This is a genomic window from Pseudomonas cuatrocienegasensis (genome assembly GCF_900110925.1).
Taxonomy (GTDB): Bacteria; Pseudomonadota; Gammaproteobacteria; order Pseudomonadales; family Pseudomonadaceae; genus Aquipseudomonas; species Aquipseudomonas cuatrocienegasensis.
Genome location: NZ_FOFP01000032.1, coordinates 1 through 17,611, shown reverse-complemented (window position 1 = coordinate 17,611; position 17,611 = coordinate 1). Strand labels below are relative to the sequence as shown.

At 60.0% G+C, this 17,611-nt stretch carries 12 protein-coding genes and 1 pseudogene; 9 read left to right on the top strand and 4 right to left on the bottom strand.

Going from position 1 to position 17,611, the window contains the following annotated elements:
- Window positions 1–185, bottom strand: a pseudogene (locus tag BMW49_RS23895) (aldehyde dehydrogenase family protein); the annotation flags it as partial.
- 209 nt (window positions 186–394) lie between these two features.
- Here BMW49_RS23895 and BMW49_RS23890 point away from each other — a divergent pair.
- The 5 genes from BMW49_RS23890 to BMW49_RS23870 all read left to right on the top strand — a co-directional run bounded on the left by BMW49_RS23890 (window position 395) and on the right by BMW49_RS23870 (window position 5,332).
- Window positions 395–817 (top strand): SRPBCC family protein, encoded by a 423-nt coding sequence (locus tag BMW49_RS23890; protein WP_069522348.1) that lies wholly within the window; start codon window positions 395–397, stop codon window positions 815–817.
- 11 nt (window positions 818–828) lie between these two features.
- Window positions 829–1,965, top strand: a complete 1,137-nt coding sequence (locus BMW49_RS23885; RefSeq protein WP_069522346.1) for an iron-containing alcohol dehydrogenase — start codon at window positions 829–831, stop codon at window positions 1,963–1,965.
- Between the two features lie 48 nt (window positions 1,966–2,013).
- On the top strand, window positions 2,014–3,615 hold the full coding sequence (locus BMW49_RS23880; RefSeq protein ID WP_069522345.1) for a long-chain fatty acid--CoA ligase: 1,602 nt from the start codon (window positions 2,014–2,016) through the stop codon (window positions 3,613–3,615).
- Between the two features lie 20 nt (window positions 3,616–3,635).
- Window positions 3,636–4,649, top strand: a complete 1,014-nt coding sequence (locus BMW49_RS23875) for an AraC family transcriptional regulator (protein ID WP_069522343.1) — start codon at window positions 3,636–3,638, stop codon at window positions 4,647–4,649.
- A gap of 89 nt (window positions 4,650–4,738) precedes the next feature.
- Window positions 4,739–5,332 carry a TetR/AcrR family transcriptional regulator gene (locus tag BMW49_RS23870; RefSeq protein WP_069522341.1) on the top strand — a complete coding sequence of 198 codons (594 nt, stop codon included), beginning with the start codon at window positions 4,739–4,741 and terminating at the stop codon, window positions 5,330–5,332.
- On the opposite strand, the gene BMW49_RS23865 is transcribed toward BMW49_RS23870, so the two are convergent.
- Window positions 5,333–5,683, bottom strand: a complete 351-nt coding sequence (locus BMW49_RS23865; protein WP_069522339.1) for a hypothetical protein — start codon at window positions 5,681–5,683, stop codon at window positions 5,333–5,335.
- A gap of 31 nt (window positions 5,684–5,714) precedes the next feature.
- Window positions 5,715–6,164: an SRPBCC family protein gene (locus BMW49_RS23860; protein ID WP_069522337.1), complete on the bottom strand. Its 450-nt coding sequence runs from the start codon at window positions 6,162–6,164 to the stop codon at window positions 5,715–5,717.
- A 409-nt stretch (window positions 6,165–6,573) separates the two neighbouring features.
- Between BMW49_RS23860 and BMW49_RS23855 the strand changes: the two genes are divergently transcribed.
- Window positions 6,574–7,566, top strand: a complete 993-nt coding sequence (locus BMW49_RS23855) for an MBL fold metallo-hydrolase (RefSeq protein WP_069522335.1) — start codon at window positions 6,574–6,576, stop codon at window positions 7,564–7,566.
- Between the two features lie 313 nt (window positions 7,567–7,879).
- Here BMW49_RS23855 and BMW49_RS23850 read toward each other — a convergent pair whose 3' ends face one another.
- Window positions 7,880–8,263 carry an ArsR/SmtB family transcription factor gene (locus BMW49_RS23850; protein WP_244168410.1) on the bottom strand — a complete coding sequence of 128 codons (384 nt, stop codon included), beginning with the start codon at window positions 8,261–8,263 and terminating at the stop codon, window positions 7,880–7,882.
- Between the two features lie 1,071 nt (window positions 8,264–9,334).
- Here BMW49_RS23850 and BMW49_RS23845 point away from each other — a divergent pair.
- From BMW49_RS23845 to BMW49_RS23835, 3 genes are all read left to right on the top strand, one after another.
- Window positions 9,335–11,044 carry a ShlB/FhaC/HecB family hemolysin secretion/activation protein gene (locus BMW49_RS23845; RefSeq protein ID WP_244168409.1) on the top strand — a complete coding sequence of 570 codons (1,710 nt, stop codon included), beginning with the start codon at window positions 9,335–9,337 and terminating at the stop codon, window positions 11,042–11,044.
- 9 nt (window positions 11,045–11,053) lie between these two features.
- Window positions 11,054–11,584, top strand: coding sequence for a toxin-activating lysine-acyltransferase (locus BMW49_RS23840; protein ID WP_069522331.1), 531 nt, complete (start codon window positions 11,054–11,056; stop codon window positions 11,582–11,584).
- Window positions 11,585–11,631: 47 nt separating this feature from the next.
- The coding region (locus BMW49_RS23835) for a two-partner secretion domain-containing protein (protein ID WP_139205718.1) at window positions 11,632–17,611 on the top strand (5,980 nt) is incomplete at its 3' end.

Sequence of the window (17,611 nt, the reverse complement as noted above, 5' to 3'; positions counted from 1 at the left end):
AGGGCTTTGTCGATGTCCTTGGCATCGGAACGCGGGAATTCGCCGATCACCGAGGCATCCACCGGGCTGGTGTTGGTGAAGTACTGGCCACCCACCGGGGCGACGAACTCACCGTTGATGTAGTTGCCGTATCGGGCCTGCAGCGCCAGAACACTGCCCTGGCTGTGCGGTTTTGCATAGATCATGTCGAGCACCCTTGTTCTTGTGGGGGGGCAGGTGGCCTGGTTCGCGCCCTGGAAACGGCGCTGAGCAAATAACTTAACGCGTGTTTAGTTAATGTGTCTATGCCCTTTGCGCAGGGGCGATTGAGTCGACTTTTTTCTTCGGCATGTTGGGCTTGCCTGCTTTATCAATCCGGTGTACAAAAATGAACACCTGTTTAGGAGATGGCCCGATGTTGGAGTTCAGCTACCGCGAAACCCTGGAAGCGAGCGCCCAGAAAACCTGGCATGCCATGCGTGACTTTGCCGCCATCGCCCGGGCGGGCCTGGCCGAGCGCGTCGAGATGGTGGGCGAGGGGGTCGGCAGTTGCCGGCACCTGCAGATGCCCGGTGGTCTGGTGCTGGTTGAGCGCCTGGAGGCGCGCGACGACGCCGCGCGCACGCTGACCTACGCGATGACGGAGCCAGGCCCCATGCCGTTGGCCCACTACCAGGCAACCTTGCAGGTCAGCGGTGATGAGCAGACCTGCCAGGTGCTCTTCAGCGCTACGTACGAGCCACGCGCCATCAGCGAAGAAAAGGCCACGCGCATGTTGAGCAATGTCTACCGCGCGCTGATCAACACAGCCAGAGCCGACCTCGGGCTGGCCGGATAAGGAGTATCTCGATGGCAGTGCTCAGTTACCTGACGCAAATCCAGTTCGACCACGGCGCGCTCAAGCACCTGGGCAAGGGCATGCAGCGGTTGAATATGCAGCGGCCGCTGATTGTCAGCGGGCCTAACCTGTCCAAGGGGCCGATCCTGCAGGCGCTGCGCGAGCACCTGCCGGCAGAGGTGCCCTTCGTGCTGTTCAGTGAGGTGCCGGCAAACCCCACGGAAGCCGCCGTGCTGCAGGCCCTGCAGATGTACCGCGCAGCGGGGTGCGACAGCGTCATCTGTCTCGGTGGCGGCTCGCCCATGGACCTGGGCAAGGCGGTGGCCTTGCTGGCCCGCCAGCCGGGGCCGCTGGCGCAATACGCCGCCACCGAAGGCGGCAAAGGCAAGATCCGCGAGGTGGCGCCACTGATCGCCATCCCCACCACCGCCGGGACAGGTTCAGAAGCCAGCGTGGCCAGCGTGATCATCTGTGAGGACGGCCGCAAGCTGACCTTTGTCAGCGATTTACTGCTGCCGCGCCTGGCCATCTGCGACCCGCAACTGACGCTCGGGTTGCCGCCCGGCCTCACCGCCGCCACCGGGATGGATGCCGTGACGCACTGCATCGAGGCGGTGTTGTCGCCGGTGGTCAACCCGCCGGCAGAAGCTGTGGGCCTCGACGGCCTGGAGCGCGCCATCGCCCAGGGGCACTTGCTGCGCGCAGTGCAGGACGGTCAAGACAGCGAGGCGCGCTGGCAGATGATGATGGCCTCGACCGAGGGCGCGCTGGCCTTTATCAAAGGGCTTGGCGCCGTGCATGCGATGAGCCATGCGGTGGGTCGTCTGCATGAGCTGAACCTGCACCACGGCACGCTCAACGCGCTCATGCTGCCGGCTGTTTTGCGCTTCAACCAGGCCCATGTGGGTGACAAATACCAGCGCCTGAAACGCGCCATGGGCCTGCCCGCTCAGGCGGATCTGGCCGATTTCATCAGCGACCTCAACCAGCGCCTGGGCCTGCCGGCCAATCTGCGGCAGATGGGCGTTAGCGAGGCGCACCTGGACGGGCTGGCCGAACATGCCATGGCCGACCTCAACAGCATGACCAACCCCAGAAAACCCACGGCGCAGGACTATGACGGGCTGTTCAAGGACGTCATGGGTTGATGTAGAGCCATCCCCGCCGGTCATTGCACCTACAAGGAGAATAATAAGATGCTTGGTTTGATGATGGAAAAACCCCTGTTGGTCGGCAGCCTGCTGGAGCACGCCGAACGTTTTCACCCTGAGCAGCAGGTGGTCAGCCGGCTGGTGAGCGGTGAGGTGGTGTCCCACCGCTACAAGGAGCTGGCCCAGCGCACGCGGCAGTTGGCCAATGCCCTGCTGGCGCTGGGGATCGGGCCGGGTGATCGGGTGGCGACCCTGGCCTGGAACACCCATCGGCACCTTGAGCTTTACTACGCCTGCGCCGGCATTGGCGCGGTGTGCCACACCATCAACCCGCGCCTGCACCCCGAGCAACTGAGCTACATCATTGAGCATGCCGAAGACCGGCTGATGTTCTTCGATACCGATCTGAGCGCCCTGGTGAGCAAGCTCGCTGGCGCCCGGCGCGGGCAGATGTGCTGGGTGGCGCTGGGCCACGAGGCCGACCTGAACAGCGCCATGCCCGAGGGTTGCCTGGCCTATGAACCCCTGCTCAGTGCGCAGGGCGATGAGCTGCAGTGGCCGCAGTTGGACGAGCGTGCGGCCTGTTCGCTGTGCTACACCTCGGGCACCACGGGCAACCCCAAAGGCGTGCTCTACAGCCACCGCTCCACGGTGCTGCATGCGCTGATCTCAGCCTTGCCCGACAGCGCGGCGTTGTCAGCGCAGTCGGTGGTCATGCCGGTGGTGCCGATGTTCCATGTCAATGCCTGGGGCATGCCGTACGCGGCGTTACTGACCGGCGCCAAGCTGGTGATGCCGGGTAATGGCCTGGATGCCCCGCGCCTGTACCAACTGCTGCAGCAGGAGCGGGTCACGCTGGCGCTGGGTGTCCCGACCATCTGGCAGAGCGTGCTCAACTACCTGGACGAGCAGCAGTTGCGCTTCACGGAACTGCGCGAGGTGTTTATTGGCGGCGCGGCGCTGGACAAGACACTGTTGCAACGCTTCGAGGCCATTGGTGTGACGGTGCTGCAAGCCTGGGGCATGACCGAGCTGAGCCCCATCGGCGTGGTCAATCGGCCACTGCCGGACTCTGCCAGCCTGGGTGAGGCGCATTTTCAGCAGGAGAAGCTCAAGCAGGGCCGAGGCCTGTGGGGGGTCGATTTGCGCATCGTCAACGACGACGGCCAGACCCTCAACTGGGACGGCGCCAGCGCCGGGCACCTGCAGGTGCGTGGGCATTGGGTGGCCGGTCAGTATTTCAAGCAGGCAGAGTCGGCCTGCAGCGCCGACGGCTGGTTCGTCACTGGCGACATTGCCCACATCGACCCGCGCGGGTTTCTCAAGCTGACCGACCGCTCGAAAGACGTGATCAAGTCGGGTGGCGAGTGGATCAGTTCGCTGGAGCTGGAGCTGGCGGCGCAAAGCCACGCGGCGGTCGCGCAAGCCGCAGTGATCGGCATCCCCGATGCGAAATGGTCGGAGCGGCCCTTGCTGATCCTGACCCTCAAGGACGGTTGCGAGCTGGACCCAGACAGCATGCGCATGCACCTGCAGAGCCAGGTTCCGACCTGGTGGTTGCCGGAGCGGATGGAGGTGATCGAGCAGATGCCCTTGGGGGCGACCGGCAAGGTTCACAAACAGTCATTGCGCGAGCGCTTTGGCTGAGGCGCAGGCGGAGAGAGGATATGGATTGGCGGCAGGCGCGCAGTTGCTCGGGGGTGCGTTATTTGCTGGAAACGGCGAAAGATAACCACCTGGCCGTCGAGCCTTGCCTGTTGGGGAGCGCCATCGATAGCGCGCAGTTGGCCCGTTCGGACAGCACCATCGAGGCCTGGCAGGAGCTGGCGGTCATTCGCAATCTGATCCAGCGCATCGGCCGGCCTGGGCTGGGTTTTTCCGCGGGGCGTCAGTACCACCTGACCACGCTGGGGCTGCTCGGCTTTACCATGCTCGCCAGTGAAACCCTGGCCAGTGCGCTGGCGGCCCTGGACCGCTTTCAGTCCCTGGCACTGGCCATCTGCCCGGTGAAAACCCTGGCCGAGCCGCGCGGCCTGTGGGTCATCTTCGATGACTCGGTGGTGCCGCGTGATGCCCGTGTCTTTGTCGTGGAGCGTGGCCTGTCTGCTGTGGTACAGATCGTCTCGGAGCTGATGCAGCGTCCGTTGGTGCCGCTGGCGATTGAGGTCCGTTATGCGTGCCCGACCGAGGGGTTGGCGGGCTACCTCGCGTTGGCATGTCCGGTGAGCTTTGCCAGCAACAAGAATGGTGTGTTGTTTGCCGCGGCAGACCTGGCGTGCGCGCTGCCACAGGCCAACCATACGGCGCATCATCAGGGCGAGGTGCTGTGTGGGCGCCTGATCGAAGAAGCCGAGCTGGCATCTGGTGCCCTGCCCATCACGCGGAGGGTGCAGCGGGTCTTGTTGGAACATGCGGCGTCATTGCTGACAGCGAGGGCGGTCGCCAGTCTTATGGGGATGTCGGATCGCACTTTGCACCGGCGTTTAGCTGATGAAGGGCAGAGGTTCAGGTCGCTGAATGACCAGATCAAAGCGCGTTTTGCGCAACGCTTGCTGAGCGAGTCGAGAATGGATCTGCAGCAGGTTGCTCAGTGTATTGGCTACTCCGATGCAGCGAGTTTTTGCCGTGCCTTCCAGCGTTGGACAGGGCAGTCCCCCGGGCACTGGAAGCGGCTCTCTTGATGGCATGAGCGTCACAGTATTGTTGGGCTTGGCGGGTACGCGCGATACTCTTGGCGCACGCAGTCGATCACCCGTAGATGAGGCCACCATTGTCCAAGCACGACCAGAAAGCGCTGATCCTCAACGAGGCGCGCGCATTGTTTCTTGAGTCCGGGGAGAAAGGGCTGTCGATGCGCAAGCTCGCCGCCTCGATTGGGGTGACGCCTGCGGCGATCTACTGGCATTTCAAGAACAAGGAAGAGTTGCTTGGCGAAATCTTCCTTGAAGGTGTCGAGACCTTCTCCCGCTACATGAGTCGCTCCCTCGCCGGCGACACGCCGCTGCATCGCCTGCTGCTGTGTTCCGAGTCTTTTCTGGCCTTTGGCCTGGAGCAGCCCAGCCACTACGACGTGTTTTTTCTCAGCCACAAGCCGCAAGTCAATGCAGAGGTTCTGCAGCAGTTCTTCTCGCTGCGGCGTGGGGCGTTTCAGATACTCATCGACCGTGTGCGTGAATGCCATAACGTTGGCGTCTTCAGGCAGGACATCAACATTGAGCGCACCGCGATGATGATGCTCAGCTCGTGCCAGGGCATGATGACCATGTACCGGCATGGCCAACTGGGCGACAGCGAAGCGCATTTCACCCAGATCTACCGCAACACCTACCAGGTGATCGAGACGCTGCTGCTGGCCCAGCCGTGATCACTTGAAAGTTGCCTGAACCGCCGCACGGGGCAGCGGGCCCATGTGCCCGGTGTACCAGGTGGTGATCGCCGTATGGCTCAGCAGCGTGGCAATGTCCTGATCATTGCGCTGCAGCGCGCACATGTAGAAATGTCGCGCGGGTTTGCTGGTATTGAGCAGCGCGCCGCGCACCAGGTCGCCCACAAACGCCTTGTCATCAATCAGCAGCGCGAGCGATACGCTGAGGGTCGTCACACGGCGTTGATCAGTCGGGCTTGATAGGGGTGTGCTGCACCCGCTCAACACCAGCACGAGCAGCAGGGCGCCGACTGACTTTTGAGCGAAAGAGGTGCCAAGGTACTTATTCATGGCCTGCTCCGGTGTTCTGCCAGAAGCCGGTTCATTGCGCGCTTTCCAGCGTGTCTTTCAGGTTGCCCAGTGCAGTTCTCGACAGTCCCTGCATGCCGCTTTTCAGGGTGGCGATATATTTGTCTATCGAGTAATCGAGGGTTCGCTTGAACAGCGTGCCGTCGCTGCGTTGCTCCAGGCGGTAGTGAATGCTGCCGTCGATAAGGGCCGAGGTGAAGGCGGTCTTGAACTCATTAGGCGGCGAGGCGATCAGCACCACATAGCTCATCTGGGTTTCCTGGCCGTAAATGCGGATCTTCTCCGAGAACCTGTCGCCCTGCTTCAGTTCCCCAGCGGTTGCGGTGTCTGCACTGAGCGATGCCGGGTGCCATTCATGCCAACGGTGCGGCTGGGAGACATAGTCATAGACCTTCTGGATGGGCGCCTCGATAAGCACCTCATTGGTGTTTTGCTCGGCGGAGGCCGTGCTGCAAAAAGCCATAAGGAGTGCTGCAAGACTGGTCCATTTGTTATGAGTCATAGCGAACCTCGAATCGGGTGAATGGCCTGCGGTGTGCTCCCAGAGTAAGAGGCTTTGGTGGGGGGGCATTGATGGTTGCTGCCGGTTTTTGATAGTTGACGTCATTTGCAGGGGATGGCAGTGCGCGGGTTGCTCGCAGCAATGAATATTGACATTGGTATTATGGTACGAGTATTTTCGTATCTATTGCGGCTTAGTTAATCATCCTGCTCTATGCTCAGGGGTCTTGGGGGGGGGCCTTCGCGGCAGTGCAAGCCAATCTGCGCGCTACGGCTGTATGAAAAATATTGCCCGGATATCGTTCGGCTGCAGGCAGGTGGTGGGTTAGACGTCAGCCGGTTACGCATTTATATGGAGTACGAGGAAGAATATGAGCAAAGTTTCTTGGTGTGCGTTCAGCGCCATCGTTACCGGCGTGGTACTAGCCTGTTCTGGGGCTGTGGCTGTGGCTGCAGAAAATACGCCGCGTTTGAGTGCTGATAGTGTTCAGGTGCCTGGCTATTACCGGATGGCATTAGGTGACGATGTAACGGTAACGGCTTATTACGATGGGCCGGTCTATCTGCAAACATCGGTGCTGAAAAACGCCGACGGCCTAGACCTGAATGGTCTGTTGCAGGCGATGTATGTACCCATCAGTAAAGATGGCGTACAAACCTCGGTAAATGCTTACCTGATACAACAGAAAGATCGTCTTACACTGATTGATGCGGGGGCTGCCAAGTGCTTTGGAGATACCTTGGGTAATTTGGTTGATAACATCAAGGTGTCCGGCGTCAGTCCCGAAGAAGTTGATGAAGTTATCGTTACCCATATGCACCCAGACCATGCGTGTGGGGCAACGAACCCCGACGGTACAGCGGCATTTACCAATGCCGAGTTCGTCGCACCGAAGGATGATGCGGATTACTGGTTGAGCGAATCAATTGCCGATGCTGCGCCAGAGGCGGATCGTGTTTTCTTCGCGGCTGCTCGCCGCACAGTAGCGCCCTACAAGGCTGCCGGTAAATTTCGCACCTTTGAAAAAGGTGAGTCCCCAGTTGCTGGCATTGAAAGTGTCGATGAGGCGGGTCATTCACCGGGGATGACCGGTTACCTGATTGGCAGTGGTGACAGGCAACTCCTGGTCTGGGGGGACGTCGTGCATAGCCATGCCGTGCAGTTCAAGCACCCTGAGGTATCTGTGGTGTTCGATCATGATCCAGAGGCCGCCATTGCTACCCGTATGCGCATCCTGAAGTATGCCGTGCAAGGGCAGTTGTGGATTGCGGCTGCACACTTGCCGTTTCCCGGGATAGGCCATGTGGTGACGGATGGTGATGCGTATCGCTGGGTTCCGGTTGAGTACAGCCCGGTTCGTTGAGTTGAGTTTAAAAGGCCGTCTGGGTTAACGCCTAGACGGCCTTTTTATTGGCGATGTTCCAGTACCCTGTTGCACGGCGCCGATGCTTTTGGGGAGCCGCGCCCCGCGGCGAATGCCATGGGTAACGCCGAAATAACTGAATGGCTGCAATCGATTCGCCCCGAGGCGGGGCTCCTACACCTGTAGGGTGTTCATACCGGTGCTGCGTTATGGCCTGCACAGGGATGCAACAGCCTATTGGAACAGAGCTTTTTATTGTCTAGGCATTAAGTAGGGGATGGCTAAAAAGCAGGCGCGAACGAATTGAGTGAGACTACGGTTTTTTATTGAGTAAGTAATGGTTAATGGTATCTGTGGTGACGGGGTCGTGGGCCAGTGGTTGCAGAATGGCATTGAGCAACCCGGGAAAGCGCGCATCCAAATCCTCACGGCGTAACGACAGTCGGTATTCGCGGCCGATGCGCTGCTGCCATACAACACCGCTGTCGCGCAAAATTCGCCAGTGATGGGTCATGGTGGATTTGGGGATGTCCGGCAAAACATCACAGCACAGAAACTCATCACCTTGCGCAATCATATGAACAGCGGCGAGCCGTAGTGGATTGCCCAGCGCCCCAAAAACATGTTCAAGACGAATGAGCTCGCGCGCAGGATGGTTGGCCAGGATGTTTTTTGCGGGTGTGTGTTTTTCAGTCACGGCTTGCTAGCGCCTAGGCTGGGATGTCGGCCCGAGAGCATAGCATGTCAGTTGCAGCCTCGTAATGGCTTGGCTGAGGCTTAAGGGAAGAATTCGGAAGTTTTACTGTTGGAGAAGTTATAGTGATGTTCATCATATTCAGAAGGGTTCCTGAGTGATGAGTTCTAATTGAAGTGGCAATAGGCTTTTTGGCTGTTTTGGATAAGCCGACTTGCACTGTTTATGAAAACAGACCATCTCGAATAAAAATATAATAAGTCATTTTTATAGAGAAAATTAATCAGCATAAATTCTCGTGAGAGTCTGCTGGCGGGCGATCTCTTCCAATGCAAAAACATCGCAGGTAAGGACGCGGCATTACCCGGGCGCTTATACAGTTTGCTACGCGACAGCGCGGCGGCCTGGACGACGGACGGGCCCTGCAAAAAGCGAAAAAATGATTCGTGTCGCGACGCTAGGAGCCTGTCGGACTTAACACTGTTCTACTGCGCAAAAGCCGGACTTGGCCAATTTTGCCGCTCTTTCTCGTTAAATAGCTCGCTATTTGCGGGGCGGCCATCCGCCTCGAAAGAGCAACAAAACTGACTCAAGCCGAAATGTCGGACCACGGACTTTCCCTCGCTACGAACGGTCAAGCCCGACAGGCTCCTAGAAACGATCAACGCTGAGCAGCGAAAAGCACATCGTTGATGCTGCCGGCTTCAGGGTAAATCCAGGCGAACTCCACCTGTTGCTGGTGGCGGCTATAGCCTGGCCTGGCCGTTTCGGCCGGACAAGCTCCGTTCTGCCATTGCTAGGGCGGTCACATTTTCTTTATCCCGTATCAAGTAGATTGCGTCCCGCGAAACGTTCAGACGTTTTCGCTATATGAAATTTTCGTCTTCCGTTCAGAAGGTTTCTTTCGCTACTGGTCAAGGCCCGTCTTTGCCGTGTCTGTTCAGTGCCACTGCCCATTGTGGCGATATCACTATCGCCTCTGATTTTAGGCCACAAGGACGTGAAATGCCCCCGCATGCACATTGTTCACTATTCGAGTTATGCCCCTTTCGACGTTTTGTGGGGGTGACCTGCTTGCCGTCTTTGCGTACCAAACATGTCGCGCTGATGGTGCTGGTGGTTTGGCTCATCGCAGTGGGCAATGCTGCTCAGGCTGCCGAGCCTGAAGATGAACTGCTGCGCCAGCAAGAGCGCGAACGGGTCATGCGTGATCAGTTGCAGTCGCGGCCTGATGTGCGGCTTCAGGTGCCTCAGCATGAGGGCGATTCCCGTTTGCCGGAAAACGAAGTGCCCTGCTTTGCGATCAACGACATTCGCTTGATTGGCGAGGCATCCGAACAGTTTCAATGGGCGCTGGAAGCCGCCAACCCCCCAGATGATCCTGCCCTTGGTCGGTGCCTGGGTGGTGCAGGCATCAACATGACGATGAAGCGCATGCAGAATGTGATCATCGAAGCAGGCTATGTCACCACTCGCGTCCTCGCCGAAGCCCAGGACCTGAACAGTGGGGTTCTGGTGCTGACACTGGTACCCGGACGCATTCGCGAGATTCGTTTTGCCGAAGGTACCAGCCGTCGCGCCAACCTCTGGAATGCAATGCCCGCCAGCCCCGGCGATTTGCTCAACCTGCGCGACATCGAACAGGCGCTGGAAAATTTCAAGCGCGTGCCCACAGCCGAGACCGACATCCAGATTACCCCCGCACAAGCGGCTGATGCCAAGCCAGGTGAAAGTGATGTCGTGATCAAATGGAGTCAACGGCTCCCGGCGCGTGTGAGTCTGTCCATCGATAACTCGGGCAGCAAGAGCACCGGCAAGTACCAGGGCAACGTGTCGCTGTCTCTGGATAACCTGCTGTCACTCAACGACTTGTTCTACGCCAGCCTCAATCACGACCTGGGCGGCGGTGAATCCGGTCAGCGGGGTTCTGACGGCAACAGCTTCCATTACTCGCTGCCATTCGGTTATTGGCAACTGGCATTTACGACCAGCGAATACCAGTACGAGCAGTCGGTCGCTGGCGCCAACCAGGCTTATCAATACCGTGGCGAGAGCCGTAGCAATGATCTGCGCCTATCGCGCCTGCTTTACCGCGACGCTGTGCGCAAGACCACGGCATGGGGTGGCCTGTGGACCCGCACCTCGGAAAATTTCATCGATGACACCCAGATCGGCAATCAGGACCGGCGCATGGCTGGCTGGCAGTTCGGCGTTGACCATCGCGAGTTTATCGGCGCCTCGGTTCTTGATCTTGGCGTCGCTTACCGACGAGGTACCGGCGCTCATGACTCGCTGCGGGCACCTGAAGAATTCCTGAACGCAGGCACATCACGTTCGCAAATCATCACCACAGATGCCCAGCTACAAGTGCCGTTCACCCTCAGTGGCCAACGTCTGCGCTACATCGGTGGCTGGCGTGCGCAATGGAATCGGACTCCGCTTGTTCCGCAGGACCGTTTTTCGATTGGCGGGCGTTACAGCGTTCGCGGTTTTGACGGGGAAAACATTCTCTCCTCGGACCGAGGCTGGACACTGCGTAACGAAGTCGGCCTGACACTGGGGCAGACCGGCCAGGAGCTTTACACCGGTATCGACTATGGCGAAGTCAGTGGTCAGGCCAGTGAGTTTCTGATCGGCAAACGCCTGGCGGGTGCCGTGGTAGGCGTGCGTGGTGGTTACAAAGGCCTGTTTTATGACTGGTCGCTGGGCACGCCGCTCAAGAAGCCGGATGGCTTCGACACGGCCAGCTCGGTCAGCGCCTTTACCGTCACCTGGTCATTCTGAGGTTATGCCATGCGCTTCGATACGCTAGAGATCACGGCCCCGGGGCTAATTGACGAGCCCTGGAATGAGGCCACCGTGCTCGGCTCGGTCACGTGGCTGTGGATGCACTCCAGGGCACACCGTGATGCGCCGCTGCATACCCTACCCACACTGCTGCTACCCGCGCTCAAGCACCGTCAGTTCGTGCTCGGCAGCGAAAATGGCAAGCCGGTGTGCTACCTGTCTTGGCTCAACTTCGACGAAGCCGCCGAGCAGCGCTATGTGCAGCAGTCACCCTTGATGCTCCGTGAGGCCGACTGGAACAGCGGCGAGCGCCTCTGGTTCAACGACTGGGTGGCGCCTTTTGGGCACAGCGCTGCGCTGTCACGTGTGCTGCAACGCCGACTGTTCGCCAATAAATGTGCTCGCGCGCTCGATCACCGAGGTGAGGAGCGCGGTCTGCGGATCAAGACATTCCAAGGTATCGGTGTGATCCCCGAACAGGCCAAAGCCTGGTTTGCGGCTCATCCGGTCGCTACCGCGCCTTCACTTAAACCCTAGTCCCATACCCCTAAGCTTCGCGGGCTTGATCCGCAGATGGAATTGCTATGAACAAGCATCTGTACCGAATCGTATTCAATAAAGCACGTGGCTTGTTGATGGTCGTGGCGGAGAACGTCGCCAGCCAAGTCAAGGCTCCCGGCACCCGGGCCAGCCGGGCGGCAGTTGCGCCTGCTTGCATAGCGACCCTGGCGCAACTGCGTTTTGCACTGATGACGGCGATCGGGCTGGTGTCTTTGAGCGTGATGCCGGCCTGGGCCGGGACCATCGTAGCCGACCCCGGTGCTCCGGGTGGTCAGCGGCCAATGGTAATTGAAAGCGCTAACGGGACACCGCAGGTGAATATCCGCCCGCCCAGCGCTGCTGGCGTTTCGCGAAATGTCTACAACCAGTTTGATGTCGACCGTCGTGGGGTGATCCTCAACAACAGCGCGGTCAATACCCAGACGCAGCTGGGGGGCTGGATCGAGGGCAATGTGGCGATGCCCCATGGCGGCGCACGGGTCATCCTCAACGAAGTCAATGCCAGCAATCCCAGCCAACTGCGTGGCTATGTCGAAGTGGCAGGTCAGCGTGCTCAGGTGGTCATCGCCAACCCGGCGGGTATTACCTGCGACGGGTGCGGTTTCATCAACGCCAATCGGGCAACCTTGAGTACCGGTCAGGCGCAACTGGAAAACGGCAACATCACCGGCTACACGGTGAGTGGCGGCGCGATCACTGTTCAGGGCAATGGCCTTGATACCCGCGACGCCGACTACACAGACCTGATTGCGCATACGGTACAGGTCAATGCTGGAGTCTGGGCCAACGACTTGAAGGTCACTGTCGGACGCAATCAGGTCAACGCCGAAAATACCCGGGCCGAGCCCCAGGCCGGAGATGTCGGAGAAAAGCCCGTCGTGGCCATCGACGTTGCCCAGCTGGGTGGTATGTACGCCGGGAAAATCATGCTGGTAGGCACTGAGTCCGGTGTCGGCATGCGTAACGCAGGACAGCTAGGCGCCATGGCCGGTGAGGTGGTGATCAGCGCGGACGGCACATTACAAAACCTGGGTGCTATCAGTAGCGCCGCGGCGACTCAGATCAACGCCACCCGCATTGAAAATAGCGGCACCCTATACGCCAAGGGTGATGTAACACTCGACAGAGTCATTGACATCGACAACAGCGGCACCATTGCCAGCCAGAAGCATACGACGCTGATTGCCCAGACCGTCCGCAGCACCGCCGCTTCCAGCCTCGCAGCGGGTGTCGAGGCGGACGGCAAGCCAGGCACCAGCGGCAACCTTGTGATCAAGGCCAGCACCGTCACCGCCCAGGGTCTGAACCTTGCCGCGGGCGATGTGAGCGTCGAAGCTGCTGATGTGGATTTGAGCGCTAGCCAGACCCTGGGCCGCAACATCACCCTGACCGCCAGCACGGGTGACGCCAACCTCAGTGGCAGTCAGATCGATGCTTCCCAGGTGTTGAAGGCAACGGCTGGTAAAACCCTGCGTACCGACTCCGCCAAGGTCAATGCCACCAACCTGCAACTGAGTGCCCGCGACCTTTCCAATATCGCTGGTGAGCTGCTACAGACGGGCAGCGCAAACACCTCTATCGAAGTCAGCACCGCCCTTGACAACAGTAATGGGCGTATCGCTTCCAACGCCGACAACCTGAAGCTCGGCGCCACCCGCTTCGACAACAGCAAGGGCAAGGTCGAACACGCGGGCAAAGGCACCCTGGATATCCAGGTGAACCAACTGGACGGCAGCGAAGGCCTTTTGGCGAGCAACGGCAAGTTGATGATTGAGGCCGCCAAGGTGGTGGTCGATGACGGTTTGACCCAAGGCCAACAGATCGAACTCGACACCAAGACCTTGTCCAACCAAGGCGGGCGTATCCTGCAGACCGGCGCCCAGTTATCGCAGATCAGCGCCACAGAGCGCTTCGACAACCAGGATGGACAAGTCAGCAGCGCCGGCGTCATGACCCTTGATGTCGGCACGCTGAACAACCAGGGCGGTAAGGTTCTGGCTACCGGGGATAGCGCGTTGACGGTCACCGCCAGCAAGCTGATTGATAACAGCGGCGGCACCCTGGCCGCCGGTGGTACGGCGAGGGTGAGCGGCAAGCGCCTGGACAATATAAAAGGCACCCTGAGTACGGGGGGTGAGCTGCACGCGGAATTCGATCAGATAAACAACACCGGTGGCACGCTCGCGGCCACCCAGCACATGAAGATCATCAGCGGGCAGTTGAACAACACCAACGGTGTGTTGGGCTCGGTGCAGTCCTGGATTGATGTCAGCGTCTCGGGTGGCATGCTGAACAACAACGGCGGGCGTCTTGAAAGCCGCGGTGATATCACACTGTCGGCCTTGGGCCTGAATAACCAAAGCGGCGTGATCAACGGCCAAGCCCTGGAGCTCGACAGCCATGGCCATCTTCTGGATAACAGCCAGGGTACGTTGAATGCGGGGTCGACCCTCGACCTGCGCAGTGGTGAACTGCGCAATGTGGCGGGTGTGATCCAGGCCCATGACAAGCTGTTTATCGACACCGGCAGCAAGGCGTTGAACAACACTCAGTCTGGCACCACCCAAGGCATCAGCGGCCAGGGTGATGTAGAGATTCGCAGTGCCAACTTCAATAACAGTGCCGGTTTTCTCAGGGCCAAGGGCGCTCTGTTGCTCAAGACCGCCGACCTGGTCAACGACAGCGATGGCCAGATCATTGGCGAGAACAGCGTGACCGTCGAGGGTGCCCGATTGGATAACCGCGGTGGTCAGTTACAAGCGCTCGGTGATGTCAAGCTGGTGCTGGATGAGACACTCAGCAATCAGGGCGGCCTGGTCCGCAGTGCGCAGACGCTGGACGTGAGTGCCGATACAGTCAACAACGGCGCCACCCAAGGCCCCGATCAAGGTCTTGAAGGCCGCAGCATGAGCCTGGCGGTCGATACTCTGAACAACCAGAGCGGTGCCATGCGAACCGATGAGGGGTTGTCGCTTGGCGTCAGCCTGACGCTGAACAACCAGAACGGACTGATCTCGTCGGGCGGCGACCTGAGCATTCGCGACCGGGATGCCGCGCAGCGCCGTCAGTCGGTGCACAACCTCAATGGCACCTTACTCGCGGGCAGCCTGCTGTCGCTCAATGCGGCCTATTACGGTGGTTCTGGTCGGGCCCTGAGTCTGGGCGACCTGACCTTCAGCTTGCAACGCGACCTCGACCTGAGCGGGCAGATTCAGGCCAACAACAGGGTTGACCTGAACACCGCCGGGTCGATCAAAAACGCTGGCCGATTACTGGCAGGCACGTCGCTTCTGCTCAGCGCGCAAGCGCTGGACAACGCTGTCAACGCCGAGATCAGCGCCGGGCAGGTTAACTTGAAGCTCACTGACACACTCACCAACCGTGGCCTGATCGACGGTCAGCAAGTGCGTGTACAGGCCACGACACTCAATAACCTGGGCACCGCTCGTCTTTACGGCGACCAACTGGCCATCGACGCATCGACGCTGAACAACCGTGATGAGAACGATAGCGCTGCGACCATCGCCGCCCGCGACTCGCTGAACATTGGCGTGGACAATTTGGACAACCGTGAGGCGTCCTTGATCTTCAGTGCCGGAGATCTCGCGATTGGTGGCAGCTTGAGCGCTCTCGACAGCGCCGAGGGCCGCGCTCAATTGCTGAGCAACGCCAGTGCGACCATTGAAGCCCTCGGCAACCTGTCGCTGGACGTAAAACGCGTGCGCAACACCAACGAACATTTCAGTACCCGTGACGTGCAGGTCAGCCGTACGGCGCAACAGGAATTTCAGCTCAGCGGCTCTACCAACCGTTATCAGTCCAGCCAGATCTCCCTGGACAATGATGAAGTGAATTACCTGACCACCCCCGAGGGCCGGCGAGACAACTGGAACCGTTACGACTACACCCGCGTAGTCAATGAAACCCAAATCGCCACCTCGTCACCGGCACAAATCTTGTCCGGCGGGACGCTGCGTATCAGCGCAGAAGATGTGCTCAACGACAAAAGTCGCATTATTGCCGGCGGGTTGCTGCAGGCCAACATCACCCAGCTGACCAACACCGAGCTGGCGGGTCAGCGCACGACCGTCGACAGCGGCACTGTCACCAACTTCTACCGCATCCAGGAAAAGGGCCGCGACCGGCAGGGATCGAACAGTGCAACCTACACGCCTGCGCCCTTGATTCAGAACATCTCTCTGCAACCTAGCGTCTTCGCGCAGAACTCGGCCATCAGCGGCACGGGGACCCTGATCAGCACGCGCAGCACCCAGGCCGTCGACCAGTCGATCGACGCCACCGGCTCGGTCAGTACCCCCACGGCCAGAACCTTTCAGGTCGCGCCCATTGTGCAGGTTGCCGCCCAGACCCAACTGAACGGCCAAGGTATCGACGAGCAGATTCGCAGCGGCGGTCCGTCCCTTGAGTTGCCGAACAACAGCCTGTTCACCAGCAATCCGCAGGCCACCAGCAGTTACCTGGTTGAAACCGACCCGCGTTTTGCCAGCTACCGCACCTGGCTGTCCTCGGACTACATGCTCGAGCGCCTGCAAGTTGACCCGGCGTTGACCCAGCAGCGGCTCGGTGATGGCTTCTACGAGCAGAAGCTGATTCGCGAGCAGATCGCGCAACTCACCGGCCGCCGCTTCCTTGATGGCTACGCCAGTGACGAAGTGCAGTACCGCGCGCTGATCGACAACGCCGTCACCGTCGCCAGCCAATGGCAACTGGTGCCTGGCGTGGCGCTCTCTGCTGAGCAGATGGCCCAGTTGACCAGTGACATTGTCTGGCTGGTGCAACAGCAGGTTACCCTGGCCAACGGTGAAACCCGCAACGTGCTGGTGCCGCAGGTCTACGTGCGCGTGCAGGAAGGCGACCTCAACGGCTCCGGCGCACTGATTGCCGGGCAACAACTGAATCTGAACATCGCCGGTGATCTGGTCAACAGTGGCAGCCTGGCCGGGCGTAGCGTGATGGCGATCACTGCGCAGAACATCGAAAACCTCGGCGGCCGCATCCAGGCCGACAACGTCTCGCTGACGGCGCGCGACAACCTCGACAACCTCGGCGGCCTGATTGGGGCCACAAACAGCCTGGCAATCGAAGCCGGTGAAAACGTCAACGTCATCTCCAGCAGCCGCGACAGCAGCAGCGAACAGGGGACGCGCACCAGCCTGTCACGGGTAGCCGGGCTGTTTGTCAGTGGCGCGGGCGGCACCATGAGCGTCAGCGCTGGCAAGGACCTCAACCTGACCGGCGCCCAAGTAGTCAACGCCGGTAGCGGCGGCACATTGCTGGAGGCGGGCAACACGATCAACCTGGCGACGGTCGGCGAGGCGCATCAGCAGTCAGTGACCTGGAACAGCAGCAACTGGCGTAAAGACGCCAGCCAGACTGAGGTCGGCTCGACCATCCAAGGGCAAGGTGACGTGCGCCTGAGTGCCGCGCAGGACCTCAACGCCCGAGGCGCCAGCGTGACCAGCCAACAAGGTGCGGTGATTGCCGATGCAGGGCGCGACGTCAACCTGAGTGCAGCGCAAAACAGCCAGTTTGCCGATGAAGCGCACAAGGTCAAAGGCAGCAACGGGATGTTCTCCAGCAAGACCACCACCACGCGCGACACCGTCAAGCAAACCCAGGCCCAGGGCTCGACCCTGAGCGGCGAGCAAACCTATGTACAGGCCGGTCGCGACATCACCCTGATCGGCAGCAACGTGGTGTCCACCGACCAGACTATTTTGGCGGCTGACAACAACATCAATATCGAAGCGGCGAGCGAGAGCATCAGCGAGCGTCACGACAAGTCGGTGAAGAAAAGCGGGCTGTTCAGCGGCGGCGGCTTCGCAGTCACCCTGGGCAGCCAGCAGCAGAGCGTCAAGGGCCTCACCACCAGCCAGAGCGCCGCGGCCAGCACCGTTGGCTCGACCAATGGCGATGTGCTGATCGAAGCGGGCAAAGGCTACCGCCAAGTCGGCAGCCAGGTCATGGCGCCCGAGGGGAGCG